The 20,298-nt window shown below is 72.3% G+C and carries 14 protein-coding genes, 2 tRNA genes, 1 pseudogene and 1 riboswitch; of the genes and pseudogenes, 11 read left to right on the forward strand and 6 right to left on the reverse strand.

What is annotated here, in order from left to right; translation table 11 throughout:
* From ACZ4Z3_RS38415 to ACZ4Z3_RS38430, 4 genes and pseudogenes are all read left to right on the forward strand, one after another.
* A pseudogene (locus tag ACZ4Z3_RS38415) lies at window positions 1–357 on the forward strand (DEAD/DEAH box helicase); the annotation flags it as partial.
* A 135-nt stretch (window positions 358–492) separates the two neighbouring features.
* Window positions 493–2,067, forward strand: a complete 1,575-nt coding sequence (locus ACZ4Z3_RS38420) for an amino acid permease (protein WP_468505398.1) — start codon at window positions 493–495, stop codon at window positions 2,065–2,067.
* A 187-nt stretch (window positions 2,068–2,254) separates the two neighbouring features.
* A tRNA-Lys gene (locus tag ACZ4Z3_RS38425) sits at window positions 2,255–2,327 on the forward strand.
* A 543-nt stretch (window positions 2,328–2,870) separates the two neighbouring features.
* On the forward strand, window positions 2,871–5,144 hold the full coding sequence (locus ACZ4Z3_RS38430; protein WP_468505399.1) for an outer membrane protein assembly factor BamB family protein: 2,274 nt from the start codon (window positions 2,871–2,873) through the stop codon (window positions 5,142–5,144).
* Between the two features lie 65 nt (window positions 5,145–5,209).
* Here the strand turns inward: ACZ4Z3_RS38430 and ACZ4Z3_RS38435 are convergent.
* Together ACZ4Z3_RS38435 and ACZ4Z3_RS38440 are read right to left on the reverse strand one after the other, a co-directional pair.
* Window positions 5,210–5,283 (reverse strand) — tRNA-Met (locus ACZ4Z3_RS38435).
* A gap of 90 nt (window positions 5,284–5,373) precedes the next feature.
* Window positions 5,374–6,531, reverse strand: coding sequence for a dihydrofolate reductase family protein (locus tag ACZ4Z3_RS38440; protein WP_468505400.1), 1,158 nt, complete (start codon window positions 6,529–6,531; stop codon window positions 5,374–5,376).
* A gap of 129 nt (window positions 6,532–6,660) precedes the next feature.
* On the opposite strand from ACZ4Z3_RS38440, the gene ACZ4Z3_RS38445 reads away from it, so the two are divergent.
* From ACZ4Z3_RS38445 to ACZ4Z3_RS38470, 6 genes are all read left to right on the forward strand, one after another.
* A complete protein-coding gene (locus ACZ4Z3_RS38445; protein ID WP_468505401.1) occupies window positions 6,661–7,179 on the forward strand; it encodes a MarR family winged helix-turn-helix transcriptional regulator in 519 nt (172 codons plus the stop codon).
* A 196-nt stretch (window positions 7,180–7,375) separates the two neighbouring features.
* Window positions 7,376–8,008: a GTP cyclohydrolase II gene (locus ACZ4Z3_RS38450; protein ID WP_468505402.1), complete on the forward strand. Its 633-nt coding sequence runs from the start codon at window positions 7,376–7,378 to the stop codon at window positions 8,006–8,008.
* 169 nt (window positions 8,009–8,177) lie between these two features.
* Window positions 8,178–8,594: a hypothetical protein gene (locus ACZ4Z3_RS38455; RefSeq protein ID WP_468505403.1), complete on the forward strand. Its 417-nt coding sequence runs from the start codon at window positions 8,178–8,180 to the stop codon at window positions 8,592–8,594.
* Between the two features lie 35 nt (window positions 8,595–8,629).
* Window positions 8,630–9,370 (forward strand): SpoIIE family protein phosphatase, encoded by a 741-nt coding sequence (locus ACZ4Z3_RS38460; protein ID WP_468505419.1) that lies wholly within the window; start codon window positions 8,630–8,632, stop codon window positions 9,368–9,370.
* A 48-nt stretch (window positions 9,371–9,418) separates the two neighbouring features.
* A riboswitch (cyclic di-AMP (ydaO/yuaA leader) is annotated at window positions 9,419–9,574 on the forward strand.
* 10 nt (window positions 9,575–9,584) lie between these two features.
* Window positions 9,585–10,637, forward strand: coding sequence for a M23 family metallopeptidase (locus ACZ4Z3_RS38465; RefSeq protein WP_468505404.1), 1,053 nt, complete (start codon window positions 9,585–9,587; stop codon window positions 10,635–10,637).
* 109 nt (window positions 10,638–10,746) lie between these two features.
* Window positions 10,747–11,691: an aldo/keto reductase gene (locus ACZ4Z3_RS38470; protein ID WP_468505405.1), complete on the forward strand. Its 945-nt coding sequence runs from the start codon at window positions 10,747–10,749 to the stop codon at window positions 11,689–11,691.
* Window positions 11,692–11,976: 285 nt separating this feature from the next.
* Here the strand turns inward: ACZ4Z3_RS38470 and ACZ4Z3_RS38475 are convergent, their stop codons facing one another.
* The 4 genes from ACZ4Z3_RS38475 to ACZ4Z3_RS38490 all read right to left on the reverse strand — a co-directional run bounded on the left by ACZ4Z3_RS38475 (window position 11,977) and on the right by ACZ4Z3_RS38490 (window position 17,309).
* Window positions 11,977–13,356, reverse strand: coding sequence for a PrsW family intramembrane metalloprotease (locus tag ACZ4Z3_RS38475; RefSeq protein WP_468505406.1), 1,380 nt, complete (start codon window positions 13,354–13,356; stop codon window positions 11,977–11,979).
* A 111-nt stretch (window positions 13,357–13,467) separates the two neighbouring features.
* A complete protein-coding gene (gene trmB / locus ACZ4Z3_RS38480; protein ID WP_468505407.1) occupies window positions 13,468–14,265 on the reverse strand; it encodes a tRNA (guanosine(46)-N7)-methyltransferase TrmB in 798 nt (265 codons plus the stop codon).
* A gap of 200 nt (window positions 14,266–14,465) precedes the next feature.
* Window positions 14,466–15,677, reverse strand: a complete 1,212-nt coding sequence (lhgO, locus tag ACZ4Z3_RS38485; RefSeq protein ID WP_468505408.1) for an L-2-hydroxyglutarate oxidase — start codon at window positions 15,675–15,677, stop codon at window positions 14,466–14,468.
* A 207-nt stretch (window positions 15,678–15,884) separates the two neighbouring features.
* Complete coding sequence (locus ACZ4Z3_RS38490) at window positions 15,885–17,309, reverse strand: hypothetical protein (RefSeq protein ID WP_009320877.1); 1,425 nt, start codon at window positions 17,307–17,309, stop codon at window positions 15,885–15,887.
* Window positions 17,310–18,022: 713 nt separating this feature from the next.
* Between ACZ4Z3_RS38490 and ACZ4Z3_RS38495 the strand changes: the two genes are divergently transcribed.
* Window positions 18,023–20,116, forward strand: a complete 2,094-nt coding sequence (locus tag ACZ4Z3_RS38495; RefSeq protein ID WP_468505409.1) for an asparagine synthase-related protein — start codon at window positions 18,023–18,025, stop codon at window positions 20,114–20,116.
* Window positions 20,117–20,298: the final 182 nt, after the last annotated feature.

Here is a 20,298-nt window from a genome sequence, read left to right on the forward strand (position 1 = left end):
AGCCGCGACAACCGTGACAACCGCGGTGAGCGTCGTGACGACCGGGGCGGCTTCAACCGCGACAACCGTCGTGACGACCGGGGTGGTCGTTCCTTCGAGCGTCGTGACGACCGTGGTGGGTTCAACCGCGAGAACCGTGACCGTGGGTTCGACCGCGGTGGCCGTTCCTTCGAGCGCCGTGACGACCGCGGTGGTCACCGGGGCAGCGACCGTCCGTTCAACCGGGACCGCCAGGGCGACCGTCCGGGCTTCCGCTCCGGCGGCCACGAGCGCCCGTACGGCCGCCGTGACGACCACCGCGGCACCGGCTCCTTCGGCCGGCGCGAGGACAAGCCGCGCTGGAAGCGCAACGGCTGACCGAGGCCGAGAGCCCAGTCCGTGAACGCCGTGGCCCCCACCTTCCGGGTGGGGGCCACGGCGTTTTCGTAGGGCGCCGATTTCCAGCCATCTTGTGACGCATGTCACGGCCTCCACGCGGGAATTGCTGGGGGCATGACAGATGACGGCATAGCCCGTGGGGCGTCCGGGGCCTCCGCCCCGGACTCGGTGTCGGTCACGGTGTCGGACGAGGAACGACTGGCCCAACTGGGCTACACCCAGGTCCTCGCACGCCGTATGTCCGCGTTCTCGAACTACGCGGTCTCCTTCACGATCATCTCGGTCCTGTCCGGCTGCATGACCCTGTACCTGTTCGGCATGAACACCGGCGGCCCGGCGGTGATCACTTGGGGCTGGGTCGGGGTCGGGCTGATGACGCTGTTCGTCGGCCTCGCGATGGCCGAGATCTGCTCGGCGTACCCGACCTCCGCGGGCCTGTACTTCTGGTCGCACCGGTTGGCGCCGCCCCGCACGGCGGCGGCGTGGGCGTGGTTCACGGGCTGGTTCAACGTCCTCGGCCAGGTCGCGGTGACCGCCGGCATCGACTTCGGCGCGGCGTCGTTCCTGGCCGCGTACCTGAACCTGGAGTTCGGCTTCGAGGTGACGCCCGGCCGCACGATCCTGCTGTTCGCGGCGATCCTGCTGCTGCACGGCCTGCTGAACACCTTCGGCGTCCGCATCGTCGGCCTGCTGAACAGCATCAGTGTGTGGTGGCACGTCCTGGGCGTGGTGGTGATCGTCGGCGCCCTCGCGATCGTCCCCGACGAGCACCGCTCGGCGTCCTTCGTCTTCACCGAGTTCGTCAACAACACGGGCTGGGGCAGCGCGTTCTACGTCGTCCTCCTGGGCCTGCTGATGGCGCAGTACACCTTCACCGGGTACGACGCCTCCGCGCACATGACCGAGGAGACCCGCGACGCGTCCACGGCCGGCCCCAAGGGCATCGTCCGCTCCATCTGGACGTCCTGGGTGGCGGGACTCGTGCTGCTGCTCGGCTTCACCTTCGCCATCCAGTCGTACGACGGCGCCCTGAAGTCCGCGACGGGGGTGCCGCCGGCCCAGATCCTCATGGACGCGCTCGGCGCCACCGCCGGGAAGCTGCTGCTCCTCGTCGTCATCGGCGCGCAGCTGTTCTGCGGCATGGCGTCCGTGACCGCCAACAGCCGCATGATCTACGCCTTCTCGCGCGACGGCGCGCTGCCCTTCTCGCACGTCTGGCACACGGTCAGCCCGCGCACCCGGACACCCGTCGCGGCGGTGTGGCTGGCGGCGGGCGGCGCGCTCGTCCTGGGCCTGCCGTATCTGATCAACGTGACGGCGTACGCGGCCGTGACCTCCATCGCGGTGATCGGCCTCTACATCGCGTACGTGATCCCGACGCTCCTCCGGCTCCGCAAGGGCGACGCGTTCGAGCGGGGGCCCTGGCATCTGGGCCGCTGGTCACGGACGATCGGCGTCATCTCGGTGACCTGGGTCCTCGTCATCACCGTCCTCTTCATGCTGCCCCAGCTCTCCCCGGTCACCTGGGAGAACTTCAACTACGCCCCCGTGGCCGTCCTGGTGGTCCTCGGCTTCGCCGCGGTCTGGTGGACCGCCTCGGCCCGGCACTGGTTCCTCAACCCCGAACACGAACGGAACGTGGCGCGGGCGAAGGGGAGGGAGGGGGCACCGGAGCCGGTGGATCCGTAGGGCGGGTGTGGGTGTCGGGAACGGGCGTCCGCCGGGCCCGACCCGCCATTTCGCTCTGCTTCCGCCGATCTTCCGCCCGTTCTGTTCTGCGGCGAACCTTTTTGCGGCTCCCCGACGCGGCCGGGTCACCGATACCCGATCGGAGTCCCGGCCTCGTCCGGCTATGCTCGGGTAGGCAACATCGCCTGGGCCCTTAGCTCAATTGGCAGAGCAGTGGACTTTTAATCCATTGGTTGTGGGTTCGAGTCCCACAGGGCCTACGGTTCGCGGGTGAGGCACTGCCTCTCTGACCTGCGGTGCGGCGCTCGGGTCGGCTTCGGTCGGCTCGGGCGCCGATGTGTTTTCGGGGCCGGGTGCGCGGATGTGTGCAGGGGGTGAGCCGAGGCGGCGGCGGAGACGAGCCCCGTGTCGACACCGCCACACCGGTCCCGTACGGGAGTTCGGACCGCCAGCTGGGACTGAGCCGCCGGCTGGCACCGGCCCGGCAACCGGCCCGTTGAGGATCGGCCGCCGATCAGGGCGAAGGCCCGGCGCAGCAGGGCTTCGTCCGACTCGGGCTGATAGTTCACCTCCGATCCCCGCCTTCCCCCCTTTCTCATTCGACGGAGTACACCGAGGAAACGTTGATGGGCGGGAGCGGGAGCGGGAGCGGCGGCGGCAGCGTCGGGAGCGACGGGAACCCCGGTCCCCGTCCGTCGCGTCCGAAGGCGCAGCGGGGGGCGTGGATCGGGGTCCCGTCGGACATCATGGACGGGACGGACATCGGGGGAGCGAATGGCCCTCCGGCAGGGGCAGGGGGACCCATGTCTCAGACATTGGAGAGCGGCGACCCGCGGCAGGTGGGGCCGTACCGGATCGTGGCGCGGCTCGGGGCCGGCGGGATGGGGCGGGTCTATCTGGGGTGGTCGCCGGGCGGGCGTGCCGTGGCCGTGAAGGTGATCCGGCCCGAGATGGCGGAGGACACGCAGTTCCGGCAGCGGTTCGCCCGGGAGGCGGCGGCCGCGCGGGCGGTCAGCGGGGCGTTCACCGCGGCGGTGGTCGACGCGGATCCGTACGGGGACCCGCCGTGGCTCGCCACGGTCCATGTCGCGGGTGTCTCGCTCGATGCCACCGTCGCACGGCACGGACCGCTGCCCGAGTCGTCGGTGGCCGCTCTCGGGGCGGGCCTGAGCGAGGCGCTCCAGGCGATCCATGCCGCCGGGCTCGTCCACCGGGACCTCAAGCCCTCCAATGTGCTGCTGGCCCCCGACGGGCCCAAGGTCATCGACTTCGGCATCGCGATCAGCGCAGGGTCGAGTTCGCTGACCCGGAGCGGGGCCGTCGTCGGTACTCCCGCCTTCATGTCGCCCGAGCAGCTGACGGGCAGCCGTGCCGGCAGACCCTCCGACGTGTTCGCCCTCGGTGGGGTCCTCGTCTTCGCCGCCGGCGGGTGTGGGCCCTTCGGGTCCGGTTCCGTGGCCGGTGTCGCCTATCGCGTGGTCCACGACACCGCCGACCTGTCCGCGGTCCCCACGGACCTCCGGCCCCTTCTCGCCCGTTGCCTCGACAAGGACCCGGCGCTCAGACCCACGGTCGAGGAACTGCTCGCCGAGTTCGCCCGCCGGATCCCGCCGGTGCCCGGCCCGGCGTACGGCGACGACACGACCACCCTCGCCTTCGGCGGCGGGGACTGGCTGCCCGCGCCCGTGGCCGCCTCCGTGCGCCGGGCGGAGGAGGCCGCCGGAGCCGCGCCGCCGAACGGCACGGCGGCGGACCTCCGTCTCGCCCCGGGTCCGGAGCCCGCCTCAGGTCCGGCGCCCGCATCGGGTGCGGCGGCCTCCACAGGTCCGGCGCCCGCCCCGGAGACGATCGCCGCGACGGAGGTCCCGGCGCCCCGCGACGCGGGCGCCCCCACGCCCGTACCGCCGGGAGAGACCGCGCCTCCGCCTTCGCCCGGCACCGCCGCCCCCTCGAAGCCGCTCCTGCCCACTCGTCGTCGCGTCCTGGTCGCTCTCGCCGGAGCGGGCGCCGTCTCCGCCGTGGGCGTCGGCACCTATCTGCTCGGGCGCGGCGACGGCGACCCCGGCAGGAGCAGGGGCAGTGACACCCTCGGCGACCCGTCCGGCGGTGTCCCGAAGCCCGGCACCCTGGCGTGGAAGTACGGCACCGGCGGCCCGGTCGCCCCGGCCCTGCTCGCCGCCGGCGGGCTGGTGTACGCGGGGAGCAGGGACGGCAGCATGTACGCGCTGGACGCCGAGACCGGGAAGCGCCGTTGGGCGTTCGGCACCGGCAACGGCGTCTACACCTGCCCGGCAGTGGTCGGAGGGGTCGCCTACTTCGGCAGCGCCGACTACCACCTCTACGCCGTCGACGTGAGAACCGGCGAGCAGCGCTGGCAGTTCAGCACCGGCGGGGAGGTCAACTCCTCACCGGTGGTCGCGGGCGGCGTCGTCTACGTCGGCTGCGACGACGGCCGCCTCTACGCCGTCGACGCCCGTTCCGGCGACCGCAAGTGGACGTTCACCGCCGGCGGCCGCATCCGCTCGTCGCCGCTCGTCGCGTGGAACAAGGTGTACGTCGGCAGCGAGGACTCCCGCCTCCACGCCGTCGACGTCGAGACGGGGCAGCCCCGTTGGTCCTTCAGGACGGGCGGCGACGTCAAGTCCTCCCCGGCCGCCGCCGACCGGATCGTCTACGCGGGCAGCTACGACGGCAACCTCTACGCCGTCAACTGCGACACGGGCGAACCGCGTTGGACCTTCGAGACGCGGGGCGGCGTGGGCTCCTCGCCGGCCGTCTCCGGCGGTGTGGTCCACGTGGGGAGCGACGACGGCCGTCTGTACGCCGTCGACGCGCTGACCGGCCGACGGAAGTGGGCGTTCACCATCGGCGACGTCGTGTACTCCTCGCCGACCGTCCTCGGCGACGCCGTCTACGTCGGCAGCAAGAACGGCAACCTCTACGCCGTGCGCGCCGACACCGGCCGATCGATCTGGACCTACCGCACCGGCGCCGACATCCGCTCCTCTCCGGCGGCGGCCGCCGGCACCGTGTACGTGGGCAACGACAGCGGCACGGTGTACGCGGTCAGGGCCTGACCTCCGCGCGCATACAAAGACCCGGGGCCGGAATCCTCATCGGATTCCGGCCCCGGGTCTTTCAGTAGCGGGGACAGGATTTGAACCTGCGACCTCTGGGTTATGAGCCCAGCGAGCTACCGAGCTGCTCCACCCCGCGTCGGTGAAACCAGTGTACGTCATGCGCGGGACTCGAAGCACACGGCTTTGTCGAGACCCCGAACACAGCCGTTCCGCGACGCTCGGCTTCTCAGCCCACCAGATGCCGGTTCGGCTCCTTCGCCCGCTCCTCGTACTCCGGTACGACGACGACCACCGCGCCCTCCTCGGCCAGGACCGCGTTGCGGGCCGTCGCGTCCGGCACGAACGTGTCCGGCTCGCGCCAGGCCGTGACGACGCGTCGTACGCCGGCGTCGAGGATGAGCCGGGCGCAGGGGGCCGGGCGCGAGGCGCGGCGGGCGCAGGGTTCCAGGCTGCTGTAGACGGTGGCGGAGGCCAGGCGCGGGTCGGTGGGGTCGAGCTTGGCGAGGGCCGCCTCCTCGGCGTGGGCGACGGGGTCGCCGGCCTCGCGGGAGTGGCCGCGGGCCAGCTCCGTACCGTCCGCGGCGACCACGACCGCGCCCACGCTGAAAGCCGTCCCGGAGGGCGGGCACTCGGCGGCCAGTTCGCAGGCCAGGGCCAGCCAGTGGCGGTCGGCGGCGGAGACGGCGGGGCCGGGGCCGGGGACCGTGGGGACGTAGCGGATGAGGACGACGTCGCCGACCGGCCTCGTCTCCACCAGCCGCAGCCGGCTCCTCGGGCCTCCCGGGTACGCGCCCGTCCCGAACATCCGCGGCGCCTCGGCCTCGCCCACGAACACCGGTGCGACGGCCAGCTGCAGTTCGTCCGCGAGGCCCTGCTGGAGCAGCTGGGTGTGGACGCGTCCGCCGCCCTCGACCATCAGCCGCCCCACGCCGCGTACGTCACCGAGGTGGTCGAGGACGGCGGACCACTCCAGGTCGGGGCCGACGGACACCACGTCCACGCCGGCCGGGCCGGTCGGCAGGCCCAGCGTGCGGAGGTGTTCCGCGCCCTTGTCCGTGGTGTACACCACCTTCTCGCCGCCGGTGTGCCAGAACTGGGCGTTCGGGTCCAGATCGCCGGACGCGCTGACCGTGACCTTGAGCGGGTACTCGGGCAGGCCGGCGGCGACGCGGGCGGCGCGCCGTTCGGGGGAGTTCACCAGCAGCCGGGGGTTGTCGGTGCGCAGGGTGCCGGCGCCGATCAGGATGGCGTCGCTGGCCGCGCGCACCTCGTCGACCCGGTCGAAGTCGGTCGGGCCCGACAGGAGCAGCCGCTCGGGCCCGGTGTCGTCCAGGTAGCCGTCGAGGGAGACGGCGGCGGACAACAGGACATAGGGCTGGGGCATGGAGACGCTCCCTGGTCTGGCTGGCTGAAGTGACGGGCTGACGGGCTGGAACGACGGGCTGACGGGCTGGAACGACGGGCTGACCGGCCGGGCGTGGTTCAACTTTTAAACAATAACTACACTGTACGTATGACGACCCGCTGGCTCACCCCCGAGGAACAGCGTGCCTGGCGCGCCTACCTCGCCGCGAGCACGCTCCTGGAGGACGCGCTCGACCGGCAGCTCCAGCAGGAGGCGGGCATGCCGCACCTCTACTACGCGGTGCTGGCCGTGCTCTCGGACGCGCCGGACCGGCGTATGCGGATGACCGATCTCGCCGAGCACGCGAAGATCACGCGCAGTCGGCTGACGTACGTCGTGACCCGGCTGGAGAAGGACGGGGTGGTCCGGCGCGAGAACTGCCAGTGGGACAAGCGCGGGAGCATCGCCGTCCTGACCGACGAGGGCCTCGCCCTGCTGGAGCGGCTGGCGCCCGGGCATGTGGAGTCGGTCCGCAAGGCGGTCTTCGACCACCTCACCCCCGAGCAGGTCGGCCAGTTCGAGGAGATCTGCTCGGCCATCGCGGCGGCGATCGAGGGGGAGGAGGCCCAGCAGAACGGCCCCGACGACCTGCCGTGGCGCCGCCGCTCCTGCCCCTCGGGCCAGTGACCCCGCCCGACCCTGTCGCCCGGTGACGAGGGATGAGGGGGCGGCCTTTATTCCCCCCATCCCTTCAATGTGACGCATCCCAAAACTGGTTGCCTACTGGTTGCTTGAAATTTGAAGCAGGGGATAGGGTCGCGGCGAGCGCTGTGATTCAAAACTGAAGCACAGCGGCAGTCACACCCAGGACCGGAGAACCCGCATGCCCGACTTCCCCGCTGCCACCCCGCGTGCCCGCGTCCGGGTACCGCTGCGCTTCCAGGACGGCTACGGCGTCGACGCCGAGATGGTCACCTTCCACGGCCTCGTCGACGGCCGTGAGCACCTGGCGATCGTGGTCGGCGACCCCGCCCCCGGCACGGCCCCGCTGGTCCGGATGCACTCCGAGTGCCTGACCGGCGACGTCTTCGGCTCGGCCCGCTGCGACTGCGGTCCCCAGCTGCGCGAGGCGGTGGAGCGGATCGCCGACCAGGGCGGGGTGCTCCTCTACCTCCGCCAGGAGGGCCGCGGCATCGGCCTCTACAACAAGCTCGACGCGTACGCCCTCCAGGACCAGGGCCTCGACACCTACGAGGCGAACACGGCGCTAGGGCTGCCGGAGGACGCCCGCGACTACACGGCTGCGGCCCAGATGCTGGGCGCCCTCGGCATCGACGAGCTGGACCTGCTCTCCAACAACCCCGACAAGGCGCGGCAACTGCGCGACCTCGGCGTCGGCGTCCGGCACCGCGTCCCCACCGGCGTCTTCACCACCGCCCACAACGTCCGCTACCTCCGGGCGAAGGTCCTCACCACCCAGCACACCCTGCCCCTGGCGGAACTGACGGCGGGTTGAACGCCCGGCCGGGACGCCGGCGGGGGGCCTCTGGGGTCTTTCGTTTGGATCATGCCGACTTCGGCAACGGTGCCTTGACTGCTCCGGTGAGCGGGGCGTGACGCGCGTGCCACGCCCCGCGGCCCAGGCGTGATCCAAACGACAGGCCCTGGGCTACGCCCGCGCCCTCGTGCGGTTCCTGCCCGTCCTCCTCGTCGTCAGCGGCCTCTGCTACGACCACTTCATGCCGCGTGACTCAGGGCCGTCCCCTTCTTCACCGCGGCGCAGACCGCGGTACAGCAGCGTGGGCGAGGAGGGCGCGCTCACCGAGATCTCGACCGAGGCGGACGCGCTCACCGAGATCTCGACCGTCGCCACCGTCGCCGTCCTGGCCGTGGCCGTCAACCGACTCGTCCGGCGCAGTGACGCCCGCCTCGCCACGGCCCGCGAGATCGCGGAGGCGGCGCAGCGGGCCGTCCTGCCGAGGCCCCAGGAGCGGATCGGGGAGGGCTGGAGATCGCGGCGCGGTACGAGGCCGTGCAGGGCGTGGCCTCGATCGGCGGCGATCTGTACGCGGTGCAGAACTCCCCCCACGGTCTACGGCTGATCGCGGGGGACGTACGCGGCAGGGGGCTCGGCGCGGTGGCGGCGGTGGCCGTGCTGATCGGCGCGTTCCGGGAGGCGGCCGAGCAGGAGTCGACCCTGGAGGCCGTGGCCCAGCGGCTGGAGCGGGCGCTCGCACGGGAGGTCACCAGGCGGGACCCCCGCGCGGCGGGACCCCACCGTGCCGTACGAGGGGTTTGTGACGGCCGTCCTCGCGGAGTTCCCGCCCGGCGCCGGACTGGGCCGTATCTCAACCGGCGTCATCCGGCTCCGCTGCTGCTCCACGCCGACGGCGCTCTGGGGACCCTCGACACCCCGTGGACCGCGCTGCCGCTCGGCCTCGACGAGCTGGGCACCTGGCCGGACCGCGCGGAGGAGGTCGTGTTCCCGGCCGGCGCGACGCTGCTGTTCTCCACGGACGGCCTGTCCGAGGCGCGGAACGCGGACGGCGTCTTCTCCGACCCGGCCGCCCGGCTCGCCGGCCGTACTTCCCCGCCCCGCGCGCCCTGTGACGACGCTCGCCGAAGAGGTCCGCGAGCACACCGGCGACGGAGCCGCGGACGACATGGCGCTGTTGGCCGCGCACCGCCCCTGAGGAATTTCACTGAGCGTGCCCACCCGAACCCCCTCCGCATTACAACTGACGCACCGTCAGCGCGACTGGAGCGTCCGAGGCGGGGTCAACTCGCCCGTTTTCCACCGCTGATGACCCGTAAGTCCAGCGCAGAAAGCCGAACGATCATTCAGAATCGCTTGGAATGCCGCCCCCGCGTCTATTAACGTTCGATAACGCAGCGCGGTCGTCCCAGCCGTCACAAGAGGCGGCTCCGTGCTCACGCGCCGAATCCCGTAGGGAACCGGGGAACCACCACCCTGGGGTGAATCGCGCGCAAACCGCCGTGGGAGCACGTTCGGTTTACGCGCGTAGGAGACCTTCCGCTCCGAACCCGTCAGCTAACCCGGTAGGCGAAGGAAGGAAAGGAGTACGCCCCACGTGGCGTCCAACCGGTCCGCGACCGAAGCCCCGTTCGTGCCGAGCCAACGCAGCGGCGAACCAGAGACCTTCGGCTTCGGCAGCTACGACAGCGAGAACGAGGGCCCCTTCCAGGAGTGGAACCCCACCGCGGAGTCCCTCCGCCCCGTCCGCGGTCGGCACCGTGTGGCCAAGACCAAGCAGCGTGGCGGGTTCGCCCGTAGCTCCACGGTTCTCGGCGTCGGCGTCATAGCCGCCGTCAGTGGCGCCGGCATGGCCAGCGCCCAGAGCGGCAAGGCCCCGGTGGCCATCTCCATGCCGGACATGCCGAACGTGGGCTCGGTCTTCGAGGACGATGACGCCGCCGACGAGCCCGAGGGCTCGACCGCCCCGCTCAGCCAGGCCGGCCTCATCGCCGCCGACACCCAGCAGGGCACCACCGACGCCGGTGAGGCGCTGCGCGCGCGCATCATGCAGCAGGCCGAGTCCCAGCAGGACGCGTTCGACCTGAAGGCCGCCGAGGCCGCCCAGACCGCCGCCGCGAAGAAGGCCGCGGACCAGGCCGCCGAGGAGAAGAAGGAAGCCGAGGCCAAGGAGGCCGCCGCCAAGAAGAAGGCGGAGGAAGAGGCCGCGAAGAAGAAGGAAGCCGAGCGCCTGGCCGCCCTGGCCAAGCAGTACACGCTGCCGACCTCCTCGTACACGATCACCTCCACCTTCGGCCAGGCCGGCCCCTACTGGTCCTCCGGCTACCACACCGGCCTCGACTTCGCCGCCCCCACGGGCACCCTCCTCAAGGCCGTCCACAGCGGCACGATCACGCAGGCGGGCTGGGACGGCTCGTACGGCTACAAGACCGTGCTCACGCTCGACGACGGCACCGAGATCTGGTACGCCCACCAGTCCTCCATCAGCGTCAGCGTCGGCCAGAAGGTCGGCACGGGCGACGTCATCGGCCGCGTCGGCGCCACGGGCAACGTCACCGGCGCCCACTGCCACCTGGAGGTCCACACGGCCGGCTCGGGCACCGGCATCGACCCGGCGGCGTGGCTGCGCAGCAAGGGCCTGACCGTCTGACCTCGGCCCCGCCCGAGACGAATGTGGCGCCGCGTGAGGCCAAGGCCTGACGCGGCGTCCGTCATGTCACCCGGAATGCGACCGTCGGACCGGGTGGTTGAAGCAACACATGACTTCTCTTCGCAAGCTGGGCACGTCCGACCTCGAGGTCTTTCCGCTCTCCCTCGGCGGCAACGTCTTCGGCTGGACGGCGGACGAAACAGAGTCCTTCGCCGTCCTGGACGCCTACGCCGAGGCCGGCGGCAACTTCATCGACACCGCCGACTCCTACTCCGCGTGGGTCGACGGCAACACGGGCGGTGAGTCCGAGACGATCATCGGCAGGTGGGTGAAGGCCCGCGGCAACCGGGCCGACGTGGTGATCGCGACGAAGGTCAGCCAGCACCCCGAGTACCAGGGCCTCTCCGCCGCCACCATCAAGGCCGCCGCGGACGCTTCGCTGGCCCGCCTGGGCACCGACCACATCGACCTCTACTACACGCACTTCGACAGGCCCGAGGTGCCCGTGGAGGAGATCATCACCGCCCTCGACGACCTCGTGAGGGCGGGCAAGGTCCGCGCGATCGCCGCGTCCAACATCACCCCCGAGCGCCTCCAGGCATCCCTGGACTTCTCGGCCCGCGAGGGCCTGGCCCGCTATGTGGCGCTCCAGCCCCACTACAACCTGGTCTCCCGCGACACCTACGAGGGCGCCCTCCAGTCGGTGGCCGCCGACGCGGGCCTCTCCGCAGTCCCCTACTTCGCCCTGGCCAAGGGCTTCCTCACCGGCAAGTACCGCCCCGGCACCACGGTCGACAGCCCCCGCGCCGCCGGCGCCGGCGCCTACCTGGACACCCCGAGGGGCCCCCGCGTCCTCGCCGCCCTCGACGAGATCGCCCGCTCCAGGAACGCCGAGATCGCCACGATCGCCCTGTCCTGGCTCGCGTCCCAGCCGACGGTAACCGCCCCCATCACCTCGGCCCGCACCACCACCCAACTCCCCCCACTCCTGGCAGCAGCCGACCTCACCCTCACTCCGGAGGAACTGAAGACCCTGACAGAGGCATCGGAGTAACCCGCACCGCGACGGCGCAAGCCCCAGGGACGGGCCCGCCGCACACGGACGACCCGACGCATGTCGCCGGGGCGCCGCAGGCCCCGCGGCGGGTGTGCCGCGTACGGACGCAAGGGGGTGTGCCGGGGGGTGTCCGCCCGCAGCGGTTGGCGCGTCAACGGGTCCCGCTTCCCGAGAAACCGATTCCGCGCCGTTCCGAGGATGGACACCCCCCGGCGCGCCCCCGACCCACCCCGCACCCGAGGGCGCCCCAGCCCCCACAAGCCGCAAGCAACCCACCCACCGCTAAGACCAGTACGGCCGATACGGCACAGCCGAAACCGCCGGATACGGCGACGCCGCCCCAGCCCCGTGCCCAAGCCCCGGCCCCTGGCCGTACCCATACCCGTACCCGTATCCGTACCCCGGCCAAGGCAACGGCATCGACGGCCCCGGCGCAGCCACCGGCACCACCCCCCGCCCCGCGTAGGCCAACGCCGGCCGAGCCAGCTCCCGCCGCCGCCACAGCTCGAACAGCAGCTGCCGCTCGCGGAGCACGAAGTCACTCCCGCCCCGCCCCAACCGCCCCCGCCGCCGCAGAAAGGCCAGCGACGTCGCGTACACCTCGTACTCCGCGACGACCCGGGCACCAGCCTTGCCGAAGTGGTACGACGCGTAGTCCCGCGCCACCCGCCGGGCCCGCATCGACCCCAGCACGAACGGCTCGGGCGGCGTCAGCCACCCCGCCGCCGCGTACACCGGCAGTTCCTCCCGCACGGCCCGCAGCTCCCGCTGCCGCACCCAGATCGACAACCACGTCAGCAGCCCGAACATCGGCACCATGAACACCGCGTAGACCGCGAAGAACCCGTACTCCCCGAACGCCGCGGACCCGTTCCAGACCGCGTGCATGCCCATCGCGAGCAGGAGCCCGCCGACCGGTACCAGCACCCGCCGCACGGGCTGCCGTTCCCCGGCCCTGGCCGCGATCCCGAACCCGATGCCGGTGAGCACGGTGAACAAGGGGTGCGCGAACGGCGACATGATCACCCGCACGAAGAACGTCGCGGCGGTGACCGACGCGAGCCCGCTCCCCCCGCTGAGCTGGTCCGTTCCGAACGCGGTCCCGAGGTACAGGATGTTCTCGGTGAAGGCGAACCCGGTCGCGGTGACGCCCGCGATCACCACCCCGTCGACGAGGCCCGTGAAGTTCCGCCGCCGGAACAGGAAGATCAACAGCACGGCCGCGGCCTTGGCGGTCTCCTCGACGACGGGCGCTATGACGGTGGCGCCGAGGGTGTCGGCGTGCGACGGGTCGGCGGTGGCCGTGGCTATCCACTGGGTGGCGAAGCTGTTCGCCACGATCGCGATGAGCGCCGCCGCGCACGCCCCCCAGGCGAACGCGAACAGCATGTTCTTCCAGGGCCCGGGTTCCACCTGGTCCAGCCACCGGAACGCGGCCACGAGCAGCGGTACGGGCAGCACCGCGAGCCCCAGCCCGACGAGGAACCCCTCGGTGCCGGTCTGCTCGCGGACGAGCGCCAGGATGACGAGCCCGGACAGGGCGAGCAGTGCGATGAGAGAGCCGTACTTGACGCTCTTCCGCTGCCACCAGCGCGGGGGCCTGAACGCACCTGCCCCGGCGGTGCCGCTGGGGTGCGTCGGGTAGAGGGGACCGGTGGCCATTGCGTTGACCCTAACGAGCGATGGGCGCTGCCCGCGACGTCGTACCGTGCGACCGGTCGCGAGGGTGTGTGTGGGATTGTTCGGGCGCCTATGGGGGGTTGGAAGCGGTTCCTACTGATCTACGCGGCGGAAGAGCAGATCGTTCACCACATGACCCTTGTCCAGTCCCTGGGCCTCGAAACGGGTCAGCGGCCGGAAGCCGGGACGTGGCGCGAACCCGCCGTCGGGCCGGGTGTTCTCGAAGTCGGGGTGGGCGGTCAGCACGTCCAGCATCTGCTCGGCGTACGGCTCCCAGTCCGTCGCACAGTGCACGATCGCGCCGGGGCGGAGCCGTGACGCGACGAGGGTGAGGAACTCCGGCTGGATCAGCCGCCGCTTGTGGTGGCGCTTTTTCGGCCAGGGGTCGGGGAAGTAGACGCGCAGCCCGTTCAGGGAGGCGGGGGCGAGCATCTCCCGCAGCAGGATGATCGCGTCGCCGTTGGCGACCCGGATGTTGGACAGCCCGTTCCGGTCGGCGAGATTGAGGAGGTTGCCCTGGCCGGGGGTGTGGACGTCGACGGCGAGGACGTTGGTGCCGGGGTCCGCGGTGGCCATCTCGGCGGTCGCCTCGCCCATCCCGAAGCCGATCTCCAGGACGACGGGGTTCTCGTTGCCGAACAGTTCGACGAGGTCCAGCTTCCGCCCGTCGATGTCGAGCCCCCACTTGGGCCACAGCCGCTGGAGGGCGTCCGCCTGCCCGGCCGTCACCCGGCTCCGCCGGGGCTGGAAGCTCCTGATCCGCCGCTCGAAGTGCGCCCCGGCGGGATCGGCCTTGGGCCCGTCCGGGAAGCGGGGCTCACCCTTGGCACGGGTATGCCGAGGGGAGGCACCGGAGGTGCGGGACTCGGGGGCATTGGCAGACTCAGACACAGTGAGCCCAATTTTACGGTGGCCACGCGGACGGCGGACCCGGAGCGGCCGTGAGCACGGGCCACGGCCCCGAACTCAAAGCCGCAGCGGCCCGAACTCAAAGCCGCAGCGGCCCGAACTCAAAGCCGCAGCGGCCCGAACTCAAAGCCGCAGCGGCCCCCCGAGCCGCGGCCGGCACGCCGCGGCGGCCGCGGCCGAAGTCACACCGCGGCCAGCGCCGTCAGCGCTCTCCTCCCGACCTCACGCCCGATCGGCAGTGACGCGGTCGCCGCGGGCGACGGCGCGTTCAGTACGTGCACCGCCCGCGCACCCTCGCGGATCAGGAAGTCGTCCACCAGCGTCCCGTCCCGCAGCACGGCCTGCGCCCGCACTCCCGCGGCGGCCGGTACGAGGTCCCCCTCGGAGATCCCGGGCAGCAGCCGCCGGACGGCCTCCGTGAACGCCCGCTTGGACAGGGAGCGCCGTAGCTCCCCGGCGCCGTACCGCCAGTGCCGCCGCGCTATCCGCCAGGCTCCGGGCCACGCCAGGGTCGCGCCCAGCTCCCGCGCCCGTACGGTCCCCCAGCCGTACCCTTCGCGGGCGAGCGCCGGCACCGCGTTGGGCCCGAGGTGGACGCCTCCGTCGATGCCCCGGGTCAGATGCACCCCGAGGAACGGGAACGCCGGATCGGGCACCGGATACACCAGCCCCCGCACCAGCTCGGGCCGGGCCAGCTCGTAGTACTCCCCCCGGAACGGCACGATCCGCATGCCGGGCTCGTCCCCGGTCAGCCGGGCCACCTCGTCGCAGTGCAGCCCGGCGCAGTTCACGAGGACGCGCCCCCGGACGATGTCACCGCCGCGGATCCGTACGGCCACGCCGAGCGAGGCCCGCCGGTCGATGTGCTCGACCTCGGCGCCGTACCGGATGTCGGCGCCCGAGGCCGCGGCGAGCTGCCGGGCGACGCCCACGAAGTCGCAGATGCCGGTGGTCCCGACGTGTATGGCGGCGAGTCCGCGCACCTCCGGTTCGTACTCGGTGATCTGGGCGGGGCCCAGTTCCCGGACCGGTATGCCGTTCTCCCGGCCGCGCTGCACCAGGGCGTGCAGCCGGGGCAGCTCCGAGCGCTCGGTGGCGACGATCAGCTTCCCGGTGACCTTGTGGGGGATGCCGTACTCGGCGCAGAACTTCACCATCTCGGCGGCGCCCTCGACCGCGTACCGGGCCTTCAGTGATCCGGGGCGGTAGTAGATCCCGCTGTGGATGACCCCGCTGTTGCGCCCGGTCTGGTGCCGGGCGGGGCCCGGTTCCTTCTCCAGGACGGTCACCCGTGTCCCCGGCGCGGCACGTGTGATCGCGTATGCCGTCGACAGCCCGACGATCCCGCCGCCGACCACGAGCACATCACAGTCGTAAGCGCCCAGCCTTCGCACGCGCCCCACCTCCCGACTCTGATAGTGCACTGCACCACTGACAATGCCCTCAAACCCGAAAGACGTCTCCATGGCCTCGGTCACGTCGGACCACCGGCCACCCCCGAAGGGGCGCTGGGAACTGCGCGCAAACCCCCCACACACCCGAACCCGCAAAACCACACAAACCCGGCACACGACCAGGCGCCCGACCCCCAAGCGGAGCGCCTACGCCGGGGTCATCAGCAGTGGCCGTGCCCTCTCCCGCAGCTCGATCACCCGCGGCTCGTCCCCGTACGGCTCCAGCCGGTGCAGGAGATCCTTCACGTACTCGGTCGTGCGGGCCGAGGAGATGCGCCCCGCGACCTCCACCGCCCGTACGCCCTGCTCGCACGCCGCGTCGAGGTTGCCGGACTCCAGTTCCGCGACCGCCGACACGACGAGCCGCAGCCCGTGCGAGCGGACGAACTCCTCCGTCGGCCGTGACAGCGCCTGCTCGGTGAAGCGGCGCACCTGCCGCGGCGCCTTGAGGTCGCGATAGCACTCCGCCGCGTCCGCGGCGAACCGGTCGTAGCCGTAGAAGCCGAGCCAGGACGGGTCGTTGTCGCCGTCGCGGGCCCGCTCCAGCCACCCCTCGGCGGCCTTGAGGGCGGCCCCGGCGGCCACCGCGTCGCCCGCACGCGCGTGTGCCCGTGCCTCGACGAGGCGGAAGAAGCTCATGGTGCGGGCGGTGGCGAGCCCCCGGTTGCGCTCCAGCGCGGCCTGCGCGAGGTCGACGCCCTCGTCGCCGAACCCGCGATAGGTCGCCTGCAACGACATCGTGGCCAGCACGTACCCGCCGAGCGGCACGTCGGCCGCGGCGCGCGCGAGCCGTAACGCCTGGATGTAGTACCGCTGGGCAGCCTCCTGTTGACCCGTGTCAAAAGCCATCCAGCCTGCGAGGCGGGTGAGTTCGGCGGAGGCTCCGAACAGGGCGCGTCCCACCTCGTCGGAGTACGAGCCGAGCAGCAGCGGCGCGGCCTCGACCCGCAGGCACTCCGGGACCATCGACGAACGCCAGTCGCCGCCCCCGTACTTGGAGTCCCAGCGCCGGGCGTCCTCGGCGGCCTCGCGCAGCTTCTGCACATCGCTGTGGCCGACTTTCAGCGGCGACCCCGAGCCCTCCGCGGAGCTCGCCTCGCGCGCCACCGAGCTGTCGGCCGGGGTTATCAGCCAGCGTGAGGCGGGCGTCGCGTACGCGCTGACCGCGAACGATCCGGCGAGGGACTGCCAGATGCCGCCGGAGCCGGCGCGGCGGCCCGCGAGGTCGAGGCGGTACAGCTCGGTCGCCGACCGCACGGCCTGTCCGACGTCACGGGGGAAGGCGAGGCCCACCTCGGGTGCGGGATCCGCGTCGGCCAAGCCGATCTCGTGCAGCGGCACGGGCCGGCCGAGCTTCTGGCCGATGGCGGCCGCGATGAGGTGCGGCGCGGCGCCCTGGGGGACCATGCCTTTGGAGACCCATCGCGCCACCGACGTCTTGTCGTAGCGCAGCGTCAACCCGCGTTGAGCGCCAAGGTCGTTGACGCGACGCGCGAGTCCTGCGTTGCTGATTCCCGCGAGGGCGAGAACGGCGCCGAGCTTTTCGTTCGGCCCGCGTTGCTCCCTGGACATGCGCCACCCCTCGAACAGACGGCTGCCGCGGCGGCATAGGCACGCGGCATTCGTAAACCCAGCGTAGTTCGCCGCATCCCAAGCGTTAAGGGGCCTAAATCCGGATGGCGGGAATGTGGTCCGTACGAAAGTACGGACAGAGTACGGACTGTTGCCGCGTGCCCCCGCTGTGTGGCCGTGCGCCCGTCCGTGCGCTCTACTCCGGCCAGCGGGGGAGCGGTTCCATGGTCGTGCGTGGGTCGGCCCGCTGTACTGGATCCAGTGGGCTGGGGGACACCGCCGCCTCCATCCCCGCGGGCGGCGGACCGGTCCGGGAGGTGAACTCCGCCTCCCGGACTGTTCGTTGACACTGAGTCGCCATCGGGGTCGGTACGGAGGGTGTGTGAGCTCTGTCCCACGATCCCGATTTGGCCGAAAATCGACGGTGGGTGCGGGGGGCCAATACCCCTCCGACCACGTCTCTTGAGGGCGCGTTAGGAGTTTTGGGGGAGCGTATCGGGGGCGCATTCGCGTCGTAGACCCGGGGTCCACCTTTGTCGACCGTCCCACTTCCGGGGCCGTCCGCCGGTGTGACGGGGGAGCGCTCAAGTCTCCCCAGGTGCGCACTTACCGGTGCGCAAGCAGCTCCGCACGCCCTCCATCGAGCCTCCTTCGTGGCAGCATGGGTGCCGTTCGTACGGTGCACTGGTTGTCCACAGCCTGTGGAGGCGTCGATGCGGTGGTTGGTGGGATGGAGCAGTACCGCCGCTGGCTCGCACGCCCTCGGCTCCGCCGGAGCCACCGGCCCGGACGGCGAGGCGGTGCACCCGGTCGGCGCCCACCCGCTGTGGGGCGACCCGGATCCGCTGTGGGCCGTCGGCGACTGGCGCCCCGACGAGGTGCGTGTCGTGCAGGCCGACGCCCAGACCAGGATCGCGATCCTCGGTATCTGCGGGGCCACCGACGAGCAGCTGCGCGTGGCCCTGTTCGCCGCCCGCGGCGGTGCCCTGCGCCATCTCACCGCCTGGCCCGGCAGTTACACGGCCGTCGTCCAGGTCGGCCGCCGGGTCACCGTCTGCGGTGACCTCGCGGGCGCGCGCCCCGTCTTCTACACGCCCTGGGCCGGCGGCACCGCGTACGCGACGGCCGCCCTGCCGCTGGCCGATCTCGTCGAGGCCGACCTGGACTTCGGGCACCTCGCGGCCCTGCTCGCCGCCCCCGACGTACCCGACGCCCTCCATGACTCCACCCCGTACGACGGCGTGCGCCGCATCCCCCCGGGGCATGCGCTGATCCTGCGCGCCGGGGCGCGCGAGATCGCCGGCTACGAGCCCGTCGCGTCCCTCGCCGTCGCCGCACCCGCCGCCGACCCGGACAGCGCGGTGGACGCGGTGAGGGACGCTCTCGTAGAAGCAGTACGCACCCGTCTGTCTGCTCCGCGCCACGTGCCCGACGTCGATCCGGGCCCCGTGCCCGGAATGGGCCCCGCGGAGCGCCGCGCCGCCCGCGGGATGCCGGTCCCCGGCATCGGCGCCGACCTCTCCGGCGGCCCCGCCTCGGGCACGCTGGCCCTCCTCGCAGCCGGCCTGCCCGGCGCCCCCGGCACGGTCCTCGGCCATGGCACGGGCGCCGGCGAACGCCTCCTCGCCGTCACCTTCAACGACCTGGCGACCTCGGGCCGCGAGGCCGAACTGGAACGCGCGGGCACCCTGGCCGCCAACCCCCGCCTCCACCACGTCGTCGTGACCGGCGACGAGGACGTCCTCCCGTACGCGGACCTCGACGTCCCGCTGACCGACGAACCGGGCCCCTCCCTCGTCATGGCGGCCCGCCACCGCGCCCGGCTCGCCGCCGGCAGCGCCGACCACTTCACCGGCTACGGCGCCCGCCAGGTCCTGGACGCCCACCCCGCCCGCCTCGCCGACCTGCTGATGGACCGCAAGCGCCGCCACCTCGTCCGCCCGGTCGCCGCCCTCGCCAAGGCGGACGGCTCGGTGATGGTCCCCGCCCGCGTGTACGGCGCCGCCCGGAAACTGGCCCGCACCCCGTACCGCGCGGGTGTCGAGGTCCTGGCCGACCGTCTGATGCGGCGCCGCTTCGACGAGCCCGGCGGTGCCGTCGGAGCCTCGCTCGCCGCGCTCACCTGGGCGAGACCCGGGCCCGCAGCCCGCTGGCTGACGGGCGAGGCCCTGGCAGAAGTATCGATTCGCCTGGGTGCTGTGTCGGGCCGCCCCAGCGTCGGTCCGGGCCAGCGCCCCGGTGACTTCCGGGCCCGCGCGGCCCTGGCCCGCCACGCCGCCGACCTGCGCGTCCTCGAACAGGCCGCCGAGATCCGCTCCCAGCGCCTGCACACCCCGTTCCTCGACAACCAGGTCGTCCGCGCCTGCCGGGCCCTCCCCGAGGCCCTGCGCGTCCAGCCCGGCGCCCGCGCCGCCATCCTCCGTACGGTCCTGGAGGGCGCCGGGGTCACCGACCTCCCGCCCGGCTGGGGCGCCCCCTCCCACGCCACGTCCGCCGCCGCGGCCCGCACCGGCCTGCGCGTCGCCGCCGACACACTGATCGGCCTCTTCGACACCCCGCTCCTCGCGCAGGCCGGTCTGGTGGAGGCCCGCGTCGTCCGCAAGGCGCTCCGCGCGGCCGCCGCCGGCGAGCCCCTGCCCCTGGACGGCCTCGCCGACCTCGTCTCACTGGAACTCTGGCTGCGCCGCCTCCTCTCCCGCCGGGGCACCTGCTGGACGGGCACCCCGGCCAGACAGCGCGCCGTGCCCGCCGGGATCACCCCCCAGCGGGGCGCCCTGGGTGCGGGGGCGACGGCCCGGCAGGCGTAGCGGCAAGCCCGGCAGGGGCGACGTAACGGAATCCCAGAGTCCGGACGTGTACAACCAACGGGGCCCTTCGACGGTCTCCCCTCGCGATCGGACAGACGTCCGGCTCCCCCGCACCTCACGTGCACGTACGCGCCCCCCGACGCAGGGCACACACGAGGTGCCCATAGCTCTTGTGCCTGGAG

It is taken from the genome of Streptomyces sp. NPDC030296 (assembly GCF_055572815.1).

Coding starts and splice junctions, on each gene's coding strand:
- ACZ4Z3_RS38420 (WP_468505398.1), top strand. CDS start 493: ATGACAGATGACGGCATAGCCCGTGGGGCGTCCGGGGCCTCCGCCCCG.
- ACZ4Z3_RS38430 (WP_468505399.1), top strand. CDS start 2,871: ATGTCTCAGACATTGGAGAGCGGCGACCCGCGGCAGGTGGGGCCGTAC.
- ACZ4Z3_RS38440 (WP_468505400.1), bottom strand. CDS start 6,531: ATGCCCCAGCCCTATGTCCTGTTGTCCGCCGCCGTCTCCCTCGACGGC.
- ACZ4Z3_RS38445 (WP_468505401.1), top strand. CDS start 6,661: ATGACGACCCGCTGGCTCACCCCCGAGGAACAGCGTGCCTGGCGCGCC.
- ACZ4Z3_RS38450 (WP_468505402.1), top strand. CDS start 7,376: ATGCCCGACTTCCCCGCTGCCACCCCGCGTGCCCGCGTCCGGGTACCG.
- ACZ4Z3_RS38470 (WP_468505405.1), top strand. CDS start 10,747: ATGACTTCTCTTCGCAAGCTGGGCACGTCCGACCTCGAGGTCTTTCCG.
- ACZ4Z3_RS38475 (WP_468505406.1), bottom strand. CDS start 13,356: ATGGCCACCGGTCCCCTCTACCCGACGCACCCCAGCGGCACCGCCGGG.
- ACZ4Z3_RS38490 (WP_009320877.1), bottom strand. CDS start 17,309: ATGTCCAGGGAGCAACGCGGGCCGAACGAAAAGCTCGGCGCCGTTCTC.
- ACZ4Z3_RS38495 (WP_468505409.1), top strand. CDS start 18,023: ATGCGGTGGTTGGTGGGATGGAGCAGTACCGCCGCTGGCTCGCACGCC.